Annotated in this window: 10 protein-coding genes; 6 read left to right on the forward strand and 4 right to left on the reverse strand. The window is 71.9% G+C overall.

Annotated elements, in window-relative coordinates:
• The 5 genes from KB893_RS15505 (at position 1) to KB893_RS15525 (ending at position 8340) form a co-directional block, all read left to right on the forward strand.
• Complete coding sequence (locus KB893_RS15505) at positions 1–954, forward strand: glycosyltransferase family 2 protein (protein WP_211927215.1); 954 nt, start codon at positions 1–3, stop codon at positions 952–954.
• A gap of 145 nt (positions 955–1099) precedes the next feature.
• Complete coding sequence (locus KB893_RS15510) at positions 1100–2245, forward strand: glycosyltransferase family 4 protein (RefSeq protein ID WP_211927216.1); 1146 nt, start codon at positions 1100–1102, stop codon at positions 2243–2245.
• A 2263-nt stretch (positions 2246–4508) separates the two neighbouring features.
• Complete coding sequence (locus KB893_RS15515; RefSeq protein ID WP_213173861.1) at positions 4509–5867, forward strand: phosphohexomutase domain-containing protein; 1359 nt, start codon at positions 4509–4511, stop codon at positions 5865–5867.
• 34 nt (positions 5868–5901) lie between these two features.
• Positions 5902–6876, forward strand: coding sequence for a UDP-glucose 4-epimerase GalE (galE, locus tag KB893_RS15520; protein WP_211926961.1), 975 nt, complete (start codon positions 5902–5904; stop codon positions 6874–6876).
• A 63-nt stretch (positions 6877–6939) separates the two neighbouring features.
• Positions 6940–8340: a mannose-1-phosphate guanylyltransferase/mannose-6-phosphate isomerase gene (locus KB893_RS15525; RefSeq protein ID WP_213173858.1), complete on the forward strand. Its 1401-nt coding sequence runs from the start codon at positions 6940–6942 to the stop codon at positions 8338–8340.
• A 94-nt stretch (positions 8341–8434) separates the two neighbouring features.
• Here the strand turns inward: KB893_RS15525 and hemL are convergent, their stop codons facing one another.
• Together hemL and thiE are read right to left on the reverse strand one after the other, a co-directional pair.
• Positions 8435–9724 (reverse strand): glutamate-1-semialdehyde 2,1-aminomutase, encoded by a 1290-nt coding sequence (gene hemL, locus KB893_RS15530; RefSeq protein WP_211926963.1) that lies wholly within the window; start codon positions 9722–9724, stop codon positions 8435–8437.
• The gene (gene thiE / locus KB893_RS15535; RefSeq protein WP_211926964.1) at positions 9721–10398 is read right to left on the reverse strand and encodes a thiamine phosphate synthase; all 678 of its coding nucleotides are present in this window, start codon (positions 10396–10398) and stop codon (positions 9721–9723) included. The genes hemL and thiE overlap by 4 nt, the downstream gene beginning before the upstream one ends.
• Positions 10399–10452: 54 nt before the next feature.
• Between thiE and KB893_RS15540 the strand changes: the two genes are divergently transcribed.
• Positions 10453–10647, forward strand: coding sequence for a rubredoxin (locus KB893_RS15540; RefSeq protein ID WP_211926965.1), 195 nt, complete (start codon positions 10453–10455; stop codon positions 10645–10647).
• An 18-nt stretch (positions 10648–10665) separates the two neighbouring features.
• Here KB893_RS15540 and KB893_RS15545 read toward each other — a convergent pair whose 3' ends face one another.
• The gene (locus KB893_RS15545; RefSeq protein ID WP_211926966.1) at positions 10666–11511 is read right to left on the reverse strand and encodes a SirB1 family protein; all 846 of its coding nucleotides are present in this window, start codon (positions 11509–11511) and stop codon (positions 10666–10668) included.
• Between the two features lie 58 nt (positions 11512–11569).
• A complete protein-coding gene (locus KB893_RS15550) occupies positions 11570–12040 on the reverse strand; it encodes a DUF192 domain-containing protein (protein WP_377731363.1) in 471 nt (156 codons plus the stop codon).
• Between the last annotated feature and the right edge of the window lie 332 nt (positions 12041–12372).

Genomic DNA, 12372 nt, shown 5'->3' on the forward strand with positions numbered 1-12372 from the left:
ATGGACGCGATCACCGACCAGGACACCGTGGAGCGGCGGCTGGACGCCTACGTCGCCGTCGCCACGCGCGGACGTGCGCCGCAGACGCGCCTGCTGCTGGACTACCTCGCCGCCCAGACCCTGCGCCCGCGGGCGGTGGTGATCGTGGGCACCGAGCCGGCCGACGTGGAGGGGCTGGCCGAGCATCCGCAGGCGCGTGCGCTGGGCGTCGAGGTGCACCTGGGCAGGCCCGGGCTGTCCAGCCAGCGCAATGCCACGCTCGATGCCCTGGCCGCGCATACGGGCGGGACGCCGGGGCGGGACTGGTTCGTGGTGTTCTTCGACGACGACTTCAGGCCGGATCCGCACTGGCTCGAGGTCTGCGAGGCCACCTACCGCACCCAGCCGGAGGTGGTCGGCATCACCGGCAGGGTCCTGGCCGACGGCGTCACCCGCGGGGGGGTGAGCGAGGACGATGCCCGCAGCTATCTCGAGGGCCGCCTGCCGATGGTCCCGCACTCCTCGCAGCGCCCCGTGCAGTGCCGGCTGGGCTCCCTCTACGGCTGCAACATGAGCTTCCGCGGCACGGTCGCGGCCGGCGTCCGCTTCGACGAGGCGCTGCCGCTGTACAGCTGGCAGGAGGACGTCGACTACTCCGGGCTGGCCCTGCGGCACGGCACGCTGGTGCTGGAGCCGGGCTGCCGCGGCGTGCACCTCGGGGTGACCGGCGGCCGCGGCTCGGGCCTGCGCCTGGGCTACTCGCAGATCGCCAACCCGCTCTACCTCGTGCGCAAGCGCACGATGTCGGCGCGCCATACGCTGCGGCTGCTCGCCCGCAACATCGCGTCCAACCTGTGGCACACCGTCTCGTTCCGGCGCGACAACGACTATCCCGGACGCGTGCGCGGCAACCTGCTGGCCTTCGTCGATCTGGTCCGCGGTCGCTGCCGGCCGATGCGCATCCTCGAGCTTTGACCATGGCCACGGTCCGCTCCCATCGCGCGAAGTCCGACGCCGGAGCCGGCGAGGCGGCGAGGGCGGTGGCGGACCGGCGGCCGGAACACCGTGGAGGGTCGCGCCCGGCGCGGCCAGCGGACGCAATGGACCTGTGGGGGGTGCCATGGATCGTGTCGAGGACCTGACGCCGCATGCGGCGTTCGCCCGCGTTCCCTTCGCCGGCGATGGAAGGCAACAACGGGGACAGGAGCCGACGCCGCAGATCGATGCGGGCGCGGCCGAGATCGCGATCGACGGCCGCTACCGCGCGCAGCGGATCACCGGCGTGCAGCGGGTCGCGACGGAACTCGAGCGTCGGCTCCGTCGTCCGCACGTGGTGATCGAGCCGCGCTTCGGCAGCGGCGCCCCGGGCCACGCCTGGGAGCAGGCGATCCTGCCGCTGCGCGCGCGCGGGCGTCTGCTGTGGAGCCCATGCAGCAACGGGCCGGTGATGTACCGCAACCAGGTGGTGACCATCCACGACGCGGCGCTGTTCGACCATCCGGAGTGGTTCGCGCCGGCGTTCGTGCGGCTGAACCGGATGCTGCTGCCGCGGCTGGCCCGCGCCGTGCGCGCGGTGGTCACCGTCTCGGAGTACTCGCGGCGCCGTCTGTGCGAGGTGCTGCACCTGCCGCGTTCGGCGGTGACGGTGATCGCGAACGGCGTCGATGCCTCCTTCAGCCCCGCGCCGGAACAGGCGGTACAGGCCATGCGCGAGCGCCTCGGGCTCGGGGACCGGCCGTACTTCGTCACCCTCTCGACCCTGGAGCCGCGCAAGAACCTGCGGCTGGTCGCCGCGGCTTGGGAGCAGGTGCGCGGGCGCCTCCCGGCGCAGACGCGCCTCGTCATGGTCGGCGGCGCCGGGACCAGCCGCGTGTTCGGCAGCGACGGCGGAGGAATTCCCACCGCGGAAGGCGTGGTGGCGACCGGCTACCTGCCGGATGCACTGCTGCCTGCGGTGCTGACGGGTTCGCTGGGCCTGCTCTATCCGAGCGTGTACGAAGGCTTCGGCCTGCCCTTGGTCGAGGCGATGGCCTGCGGGACGCCGGTGGTGACCACCGACCGCACCTGCCTGCCGGAGATCGCCGGGTCCGCGGCGCTCTACGTGGATCCGGCGGACGCGGGCGGCCTGGCCGCGGTGATGCTGCGCCTGGCCGGAAGCGCCGCGCTGCGCCAGGACATGGCGCAGCGCGGGCTCGAACGGGCCCGTGCCTTCGACTGGAACCTGGCCGCACAGCAGATGGAGGCGGTGCTTGCCAGGCATGCTTGAGCGCGCGGAGGCGGGACAGACGGCGCCGTCCCGCCACGCGGGTCGCGAGCAAACGATCCACGGGAGCGTCCGCGCCACAGGGGGCAGCCGGGCGCCGGGAATGGCGAGGAGACTGCCGGTGAAGCTGCCCCCGCTCGAACTGTGCGCCCAGCTCGATCTGGTCAGTGTCGGCGTCTTCGATGGCCTGCTCCTGCGGCGACCGGTGAGCAGGCGGCGCCGCCTGCTGCGTGCGGCGCGCGCCTGTGCGCGCCATGGCGAACTCCCGGAACTGGCGGGGCGCGCGCGGGAACTGGCATCGCTGCGTCAGGCTGCGGCGGATCTGCTCCGGCGCGCAGCCGAGGTGGAGGGCGCGGGGCGCGTGGTCTCGCAGCGCGACATCCTCGCTGCCGTGGTCGAGATCCTCGGCCTGCCCCCCGAGGGCAGCGACGCGATCGCCGAGGTGGAACTCGAGGGGCAGGCGCGCTGCCTGCGCGCAAACCGACGACTGCTGGACTGGCTCGCGCATGCGCGGCGGCGGGGGGTGCGCGTCGTCGCCTTGAGCGACACGGCGTATTCCGCCGCCCAGATCCGGCGGCTGCTGGAGCGGCACGGTGCCGGCGACGCGGTCGATGCGATCCACACCAGCGCCGACCGCGGCTGCAGCAAGCGCGACGGTGGCCTGTTCGGCCGCGTGCTCGAACTGGAGGGCGTGGAGCCCGGTCGACTCCTGCACCTGGGCCCCGACGCCACGGCCGATCGCGCCTCGCCGGCGGCGCAGGGGATCCATACGTGGCGCATCGTTCCGGCCGCGCCGGCACGGCTGCTGCTCCGCGGCGACGCCGCGCTGTGGGCGGGGTTCCGCGCCATGCGCAGGCGCATGCCGCTTCCCGGCCGCCCGATCGGCAGGATCGCCGGCGGCCGCGAGGCGGTCGCCGAGCAGGTGCTCGGGCCGGTGGTCGGCATGTTCTGCCAGCGCCTGTGGCTGTACCTGCGCACGCTCGACGAACGCGCCGTCGTCGTGTTCTGCGCGCGCGGCGGGCTGCGCCAGCGCGTCGCGTTCGAGGCCTACCTGCAGCGCGCCCGCCTCACCCTGCGCACGCCCAGGCGCGACCTGATGGTCTCGCGCCTGGTCGCCGCGCGGGCGGCGCTGCTGCGGGGCGCGGCCTGCGCGTTCGAGGAGATCGGTCGCGAGTTCGCGGGCGCCAGCTGCGCCGAGGTCGCCCGCAGCCTGGTGCCCGTGCGGCTTGCGCTGGGGCCGGAATGGGACCGGCCGTTCTCGGAGGCGAACTTCCGGCCGCTGCTCGCCCGCACGCGCGGCGGGATGGCCTTTCTGGCCGCGCTCGAGGTGCAGACGCGGCTGTTCGAGCGGCATGTGGAGCAGGTCGCGCGGGGCGCCGAGCGCATCGTGCTGTGCGACACCGGCCTGTACGCGAGCACGCAGCGCCTGCTGATGGCGGGTCTGCCGCGCTGGCGCTGGGAGTGCGTGCTGATCGCGCGCTCCAACTACAAGCACTTCGACGACGCGCACTTCGGGCGGACCAGCGGTCTGCTCCTGCAGCGGGACGGCTACAGTCCTCTCGACGTCCGCAGCAGCGTGCTGCGCCATTGGCATCTCGTCGAGGCCCTGTTCGAACCGCCGCTGCACAGCGTCCACGCCTTCCGTCGCCGCGACGACGGTCGGGTCGTGTCCAACCTCGAGGTGGCGGGATGGCAGGCGCGCGTCGAGCCCGGCAACGGCGAGCTCTTCGTCGGCGTCATGCGCTACCTGCGCGGTCCCCGCGCATCGCGTGCGGCGGACGTGGCTGCCGACGCCGAGCGCGCCTGGCGGCAGCTCGCCTGGAGCCTGGTGCTGCCGACCCGCGAGGTGTGTCGCCGGCTCGCGGTGGCGCGGCGTTCGGTCGACTTCGGGCGCGACCGCCGGCTGCCCGTGTTCGCCGACGTGGCGGCGCTGCGCAGCGCGCTCTGGCGCGAAGGTGCGGTGGCGCGCGCACTGGGGGCCTGGAGCCTGCCCCTGCTGCTCGCGATGGAAGCCGCCCACAGCGTGCGAGCGCTCGGCGTCCTCGTCCGGCGGCGCTGGCAGGGTGCGCTCGGATTCGGCGCCCCGGCCACGACGGCGACGCCCTTCGTGGAGGCCGGGACGCGGCACGGCGCAGGCCCCGCCATCGCCTGCGCCGCCGAGGACACATCGCAGGCCGGGTCCGCACCGGCCGTGCCGCGTCGCGCGCGCAGGCTGTCCCATAATCGCCCGCCACCCCCCGTCCCTTCCCCACCGGTCACCCATCCCATGCCGACGCTTCCCTGCTTCAAGGCCTACGACATCCGCGGCCGCGTGCCGGACGAGCTGGATGCCGACCTCGCCTATCGCCTCGGCCTCGCCTATGCGCGCCGGTTCGCGCCGCGGCGCGTCGCGGTCGGGCGCGACGTGCGGCACAGCAGCCCGATGCTGCTGGGCGCGCTCGCCGAAGGTCTTGCCGAAGGCGGCGCCGAGGTCCTCGACCTCGGGCTGTGCGGAACCGAGGAGGTGTATTTCGCCGCGTTCCAGCCCGGCATCGATGGCGGGATCATGGTCACCGCCTCGCACAACCCGATCGACTACAACGGCATGAAGCTGGTGCGCGCCGGCGCCGTGCCGATCTCCGGCGACACCGGGCTGCGCGATCTCGAGGAGATGGTGTCGGCAATGGACGCGCGTCCGCGCGGAGAGGTCGCCACCACGCCGCTGTCGCTGCGCGAGGACTACGTCCGCCACCTGCTCGGCTACCTCGACCTGGAGGCGCTCGCGCCGCTGAGGATCGTGGTCGACGCCGGCAACGGCGGTGCCGGCCTGGTGGTCGACGCGCTGGCGCCGCACCTGCCATTCGAGTTCGTGCGCATCCACCACGAGCCGGACGGCAGCTTCCCCAACGGCATCCCCAACCCGCTGCTGCCGGAGAACCGCGCGGCGACCTCCGCGGCGGTGCTGGAGCATGGCGCCGACTTCGGCGTGGCCTGGGACGGCGACTTCGACCGCTGCTTCCTGTTCGACGAGACCGGCGCCTTCATCGAGGGCTATTACATCGTCGGCCTGCTCGCCGAGGCGATGCTCGCGCGGGAGCCGGGCGCGAAGGTCATCCACGACCCGCGCCTGACCTGGAACACCATCGACCAGGTCCGCGCCGCCGGCGGCCAGCCGGTGCAGTCCAAGACCGGACACGCCTTCATCAAGGAACGCATGCGCGCCGAGGACGCGATCTACGGCGGCGAGATGAGCGCGCATCACTACTTCCGCGACTTCGCCTACTGCGACAACGGCAACATCCCGTGGCTGCTGGTCGCGCAGCTGCTGGCCCGCCGCGGACAGCCGCTGTCGCAGCTGGTCGCCGAACGCATGCGCCGGTATCCGGCCAGCGGCGAGATCAACCGCCACGTGGCCGACATCCGCGCCAGCATCGCGCGCATCGAGGAGCACTACGCGCCTCAGGCCACCGCGATCGACCGGACCGACGGCCTCAGCCTCGAATTCGCCGACTGGCGCTTCAATCTGCGCGGCTCCAACACCGAGCCGGTGCTGCGCCTGAACGTGGAGAGCCGTGGCGACGCCGCGCTGATGCGCCGGCGCACCGAGGAGATCCTCGCGCTGATCGATTCCGCGCAGGCGGCCTGAGTCATCACCCCAACGACCTGAGAGGCGAATACGGATGCGGGTTCTGGTATGCGGAGGGGCGGGCTACATCGGCGCCCACATGTGCAAGGCGCTGGCGGAGGCCGGCCACGAGGTGGTGGTGCTGGACAACCTGAGCACCGGCCATCGCCAGGCGGTGCTCTGGGGCGAGCTGGTCGAGGCGGACCTGCTGCGCCCGGAGACGCTGGAGCAGGCGTTCGCCGGGCGCGGTGTCGATGCGGTCATGCACTTCTGCGCGCGCTCGCTGGTGGGGGAGTCGGTGCAGGATCCCTACGCCTACTACGAGAACAACGTCACCGGCAGCCTCAACCTGCTGCGGGCGATGCGGCGCCACGGCGTCGAGCGGCTGGTGTTCTCCTCGACAGCGGCGGTGTTCGGCAATCCGCAGGCCGAGCGCATCGACGAGTCGCATCCCACGCAGCCGATCAATCCCTACGGGCGCAGCAAGCTGATGATCGAGCAGGTGCTCGCGGACGCGGCTGCCGCCTACGGGCTGCGCTCGGTCAGCCTGCGCTATTTCAATGCGGCCGGCGCCGATCCCGACGGCCGGATCGGCGAGGCGCATACCCCCGAGACCCACCTGATCCCGAACCTGCTGCGCGCCGCGCTCGGACAGGGGCCGGCGATGAAGGTGTTCGGCGCCGACTATCCGACCCGCGACGGCACCTGCATCCGCGACTACATCCACGTGCTCGACCTCGCCGACGCGCACCTGCGCGCGCTCGGACACATGGCGGCACATGGCGGTGCACATGTGTTCAACCTCGGCAACGGGCAGGGGTTCAGCGTGCGCGAGGTGATCCGCGCTGCGGAGGAAGTGGCGGGGCGCGCCATCGCGCATGAGGTGGCGCCGCGGCGTCCCGGCGATCCGGCGGTGCTGGTCGCCGACAGCGTGCGGGCGCGCCAGGAGCTGGAGTGGACGCCGCGCTACACGCGCGTCGCCGACATCATCGAGACCGCGTGGCGCTGGCACCAGGCGCCCGCATACTGACAAGGACGGAGCGCGGCCCGGAGCGGGCGCGGTCCCATCGCGAAACGAGACGAGGACACGTCGATGAAGATTCTTCCCGTGCTGCTTTCCGGAGGCTCCGGAACGCGCCTGTGGCCGCTGTCGCGCGAGAACTATCCGAAGCAGTTCCTGCCCCTGACCGGGGGCGGTTCGCTGCTGCAGGAGACCTGGAAGCGGGTCGAGCGCGTGGCCGAGGCGGCTCCCCTGGTAGTGGCGAACGAGGAGCATCGCTTCCTCGCCGCCGAGCAGCTGCGTGAGGTGGGTGCCGCGCCGCAGGCGGTGATCCTCGAGCCGGTCGGCCGCAACACCGCGCCGGCCATCGCCCTCGCCGCCCTGCAGGCGCTGCAGTCGGGCGAGGATGCGCTGCTGCTGGTGCTGCCGACCGATCACGTGGTCGCCGATGTGCCGGCCTTCCATGCCGCCGTCGCGGGCGCGCGCGCGAGCGCCGAAGCTGGCCGGCTGGTCACCTTCGGCATCCTGCCGTCGGCGCCGGAGACCGGCTACGGCTACATCCGGTCGGCGCCCGGCGAGGGCGTGCGCGAGGTGCTGGAGTTCGTCGAGAAGCCGGACGCCGCCACCGCCGCGGGCTATGTGGACTCCGGCGACTACGCCTGGAACAGCGGCATGTTCCTGTTCGGCGCGCAACGCTATCTCGACGCCCTGGGCCAGTACCGTCCGGACATCCTGGCCGCGGTGCGGGTGGCGTTCGAGCAGGCCGCGCGCGATGCGGATTTCGTCCGCGTGCCGAAGGACCTCTTCGCCGCCTGCCCGTCGGAGTCGATCGACTATGCGGTGATGGAGAAGACCGACAGCGCCTCCGTGCTGCCGGTGGACGTAGGCTGGAGCGACATCGGATCGTGGTCGGCGCTGTGGGCGATCACCCCGCGCGATGCCGACGGCAACGCGCATGCCGACGACGTCATCGCCATCGATTCGCGCAACACCTATGTGCACGCCGACAAGCTCGTGGTGACGATCGGCCTCGACGACGTGGTGGTGGTCGACACGCCGGATGCGCTGCTGGTCGCCGACCGCAGCCAGGTGCAGAAGGTCAAGGACGCCGTGGCGCAGCTCAAGGACGGCACGCGCACGCATGCGATCAGCCATCGCAAGGTCTACCGGCCGTGGGGCGCCTACGATTCGATCGACAACGGCGCGCGCTTCCAGGTCAAGCGCATCACCGTCAAGCCCGGCGCATCGCTGAGCCTGCAGATGCACCACCACCGCGCCGAGCACTGGATCGTGGTCAGCGGCACGGCGCGGGTGACGCGCGGCGACGAGGTGCTGCTGCTGTCGGAGAACCAGAGCACCTACATCCCGCTGGGTGTGACCCATCGCCTGGACAACCCCGGACGCCTGCCGCTGGAGCTGATCGAGGTGCAGTCGGGCAGCTATCTGGGCGAGGACGACATCGTCCGCTTCGAGGACGTCTACGGGCGCAGCTGAGCGCGCCTGCATCGGGCCTACCCCGGGCGGCGGTTCGATGAAGGGCCCGCGAGCAGTTCGCTCGCGGGCCTTTTGCTTGGCGGGTGCGGAGCGGTCAGCCGCGGGCGTCGGCGAAGGCGCCGCGCGCCGCCTCGACGGTCGCGTCGATGTCGGCATCGTCGTGCGCCGCCGACAGGAACCCGGCCTCGTAGGCGCTCGGTGCCAGGTAGACGCCGCGCGCGAGCATGCCGTGGAAGAAGCGTCGGAACGCGGCGACGTCGCAGGCGGTGGCCTGGGCGAAGCTCTCGACCTTCTGGTCGGTGAAGAACAGACCGAACATGGCGGGCGCGCGGTTGGTGGTGACCGGCACGCCGGCGTCGCGCGCGGCCGCCTCGAGTCCATCGCAGAGGCGGTGGGTCTTGCCCAGCAGCGCATCGTGGAAGCCCGGGGCGCCGAGCAGGTCCAGCGTCGCCAGGCCCGCGGCCATCGCGACCGGATTGCCGCTCAGGGTGCCGGCCTGGTAGATCGGGCCGGACGGCGCGACCTGCGCCATCAGCTCGCGTCGCCCGCCGTAGGCGCCCACCGGCATGCCGCCGCCGATGATCTTGCCGAAGGTGCTGAGGTCCGGCGTCACCCCGAACAGCTCCTGTGCACCGCCCGGAGCGACGCGGAAGCCGGTCATCACCTCGTCGAAGATCAGCAGCGCGCCGTGCTTCGAGGTCAGCGCACGCAGATGCTGCAGGTAGCCCTCGCGCGGCAGGATGCAGTTCATGTTGCCGGCGATGGGCTCGATGATCAGGCCCGCGATCTCCGCGCCGTGCAGCGCGAACAGCGCGTCGGCCGCCTCGAAGTCGTTGTAGGGCAGGGTGAGGGTGAGGTCGGCCAGCGACTGCGGCACGCCGGGCGAGTTGGGCAGCCCGAAGGTCAGCGCGCCCGAGCCCGCCTTCACCAGGAACGAATCGCCGTGACCGTGGTAGCAGCCTTCGAACTTGACGATGCGGCTGCGCCCGGTCGCGCCGCGCGCCAGGCGGATGGCCGACAGCGTGGCCTCGGTGCCGGAGTTCACCATGCGCACCATCTCCAGGCTCGGCACCAGCGCGGCGAGGCGCTCGGCCATGTCCACCTCGAGCGCGTTGGGCACGCCGAACGACAGTCCGTGGCGCATCGTCTCGGCTACCGCCGCCATGACCGCGGGGTGCGCGTGGCCGGCGATCATCGGCCCCCAGGAGCCGACGTAGTCGATGTAGCGGTTGCCGTCGACGTCCCAGAGGTAGGGGCCTTCCGCGCGCGCGGCGAAGAAGGGCTCGCCACCGACCGAGCCGAAGGCGCGGACGGGCGAGTTGACGCCGCCGGGCAGGCGCGCCTGGGCGCGGGTGAACAGGGCGTGCGAGGTGTCGGTGTTCATCGTGGATCCTTGTCGAAATCGGGGATGGCGCGGTCGGCGCGCGCGGCGGCGATGGCGGCCGCGATCGCCGCCGCGGCGCGCGGTGGATCGGCGGCGCCGAACACGCCGCCGATCACCGCGAGGAATTCGGCGCCGGACGCGGCGGTCGCGGCGGCGTTCTGCGCGTCGATGCCGCCGATCGCCACCCGTGGCAGTCGGAAGCGAGCCGCCGCGGCGACCAGCGCATGGTCGGCCCGGCGCGCCGCGGGCTTGGTGGCGGAGGCGTGGAAGGCGCCGAAGGCCAGGTAGTCGGCACCGGCCGCACTCGCGCATGCGGCGCGGTCGAGGTCGCCGTAGCAGGAGGCACCGACGATCGCGTCGGCACCGAGCCTCTGCCGCGCCGCCGTCAGGTCGCCGTCGTCGGCACCGAGGTGGACGCCGTCGGCGCCGACGCTCGCGGCGAGCGCGACGTCGTCATTGATGATGAAGGGCACGCCGCGCTCGCGGCTCAACGCGCGCAGGGCGAGCGCCTGCTCGACGCGCAGCGTGGGCAGCGCGGGCTTGTTGCGGTACTGCAGGAGCGCCACCCGGTCCGGGTGCAGCACCTCGGCGACGCGTGCGAGCAGGCGCGTCGTGTCCGCCTCGTCGGGCGTGAGCAGATAGAGACCGCCGTGCGGCCACCGGGAAGCGTTCACAAGACCTGCGGCAATCGTGGGAAAATCGGCAGCCCCGCATTATCGCCCAAGCTCATGACCGACGGATCCGACACCGCCCCCGCCACCCGGACCTGGATGTGCGTGGTGTGCGGCTACATCTACGACGAGGCCAAGGGCATCCCCGAGGACGGCATCGAGCCGGGTACCCGCTGGGAAGACGTGCCCGACACCTGGACCTGTCCCGACTGCGGCGTGACCAAGGACGACTTCGAGATGGTCGAGGTCTGAGAGGCTGCGGTCCCGGCTTCAGTTCAGCCGGGTCGTGGAGCGGCCGGTCTCGATCAGCGCCGCACGCACCGCGTCGACGTCGTCCGCGGTCGGCGCCAGCGCGAGGTAGCGCGCGAGATCCTCGCGCGCGGCACTCGGATGCCCGAGCTTGAGGTAGGCCATGCCCCGGTCGCGCAGGCCATCGAGCGTGCCCGGGGTGAGCTTGAGCTGACGGTCGGCGCAGCGCGCGACCTTGTCCCAGGCCTCGTCCTCCGCGTACAGCGACTTCAGGTTACGCAGCATGCGCATCACGATCGCCCGGTGCGAGGCGGGCGACAGGATCTCGAACAGCAGCCCGTCGTCCGGCGCCTGCCCGCCGAGATGCGGCGTGGCGCGGCGCTTGAGTTCCTCGGCGCCGATCGAACGGCCGCGGTTGAACGGGTCCATGACCAGGATGCCGTCGTCGACCGCGAGGCTGACGAGGAAGTGGCCAGGGAAGGACACCCCGTCGAGCGGCACGTCGAGCGCCCTCGCCACCGCGATCTGCACGAGCGCCAGCGAGAGCGGGATGCCGCGGCGCCGGTCGAAGACATCGTTGAGGTAGCTGTTGCGCGGATCGTAGTAGCGGTCGGCGTCGCCGGCGAAGCCGAGCTCCTCGAAGAGGTGGCGATTGATCGTCGCCATCCGGTCGGGCGCGCTGTCGATCGCGGCGACCTCCTCGCGCAGAGCGTCGGCGATCCGGGTGATGCAGGCGCTGTAGACATCGGGATCGAGCGAGGGGTACTCGTCGCGCGCGATCAGCAGCGCCGTCTCCACGAGCGGGACATCGTCATCCGCGAGTGCGGCAAGCGCGTCCCAGTCGGGAAGCTTGATGCGGGTCTCCATGCCGACGAATGTGGCGGCGCAGGAACGGCGAATCAAGCGCGTCCACATCCGCCGCCTTTCATTCCGTGACGCGGGTCGGCGTGTCGGGGCCCAGCCCTGGCCCGAACAGCAGCTCGTCGCCCGGCTTCACCCCGAGGTCGCGGGCGACCCCCGCGTTGAGCTCCAGCACGTAGCGCGCCGGCCCCTCGCTCGGGTAGGGCGGGCAGGCGTTGCCCAGGGAGCATGCGGGAACGCCGAGCTGTGCCGACACGAGCCTGCGCTCGTCATCGAAGTAGAGGATGTCGAGGGGGATGCGGGTGTTCTTCATCCAGTACGCCTGCGGCTCCTCCTGCTCATGGATGAAGAGCATCCCGTGGCCGGGGGCCATGTCGTGCCGGAACATCAGCCCCTGGGCGCGCGCCGCGTCGTCGTTGGCGACCTCGACGGTGAAGCGCTGGTCGTGCAGCTCCACCCACGGCTCGCTGGCACAGCCGCTGCTGGCTAGGCAGGCACACACAGTGAGGAGCGACATCGGCAGGCGGCGGATCATCGGATCTCCAGGGGGGCGTGAAAAAGTTGTGTCGAAGGGCTGGCGCGACGGCGCCGGGCCTGGCTATACTAGCCGGCCGCTCACGAGGCGGGCGCCGGCATCAGCCGGCGGGGTCGAGAAGAAAAAATTCTTCGAAACCTGTTGACGAGCCGCCAACCTCATGTATGATGAGCGGCTCACCGGGGCGAGACACTCCGGTCCGGAACGGGAAGCGAGATGCTCCCAAGTGGTTGTTCCGGAAGATCTTTGACAGTGTGCGCAGGTGACTTGTGCGGGCGTCTGGCGGATGGATGAATCGTCCATCTTGCAGAGCTCGACCAAGTCGACAACAG

The sequence above is a fragment of the Coralloluteibacterium stylophorae genome (assembly GCF_018122625.2).
Lineage (GTDB): Bacteria > Pseudomonadota > Gammaproteobacteria > Xanthomonadales > Xanthomonadaceae > Coralloluteibacterium > Coralloluteibacterium stylophorae.

Bases quoted from the DNA above. Each gene is read 5' to 3' on its own strand.
- KB893_RS15505 (WP_211927215.1), top strand. From the start codon at position 1: ATGGACGCGATCACCGACCAGGACACCGTGGAGCGGCGGCTGGACGCC.
- KB893_RS15510 (WP_211927216.1), top strand. From the start codon at position 1,100: ATGGATCGTGTCGAGGACCTGACGCCGCATGCGGCGTTCGCCCGCGTT.
- KB893_RS15515 (WP_213173861.1), top strand. From the start codon at position 4,509: ATGCCGACGCTTCCCTGCTTCAAGGCCTACGACATCCGCGGCCGCGTG.
- galE (WP_211926961.1), top strand. From the start codon at position 5,902: ATGCGGGTTCTGGTATGCGGAGGGGCGGGCTACATCGGCGCCCACATG.
- KB893_RS15525 (WP_213173858.1), top strand. From the start codon at position 6,940: ATGAAGATTCTTCCCGTGCTGCTTTCCGGAGGCTCCGGAACGCGCCTG.
- hemL (WP_211926963.1), bottom strand. From the start codon at position 9,724: ATGAACACCGACACCTCGCACGCCCTGTTCACCCGCGCCCAGGCGCGC.
- KB893_RS15540 (WP_211926965.1), top strand. From the start codon at position 10,453: ATGACCGACGGATCCGACACCGCCCCCGCCACCCGGACCTGGATGTGC.
- KB893_RS15545 (WP_211926966.1), bottom strand. From the start codon at position 11,511: ATGGAGACCCGCATCAAGCTTCCCGACTGGGACGCGCTTGCCGCACTC.
- KB893_RS15550 (WP_377731363.1), bottom strand. From the start codon at position 12,040: ATGATCCGCCGCCTGCCGATGTCGCTCCTCACTGTGTGTGCCTGCCTA.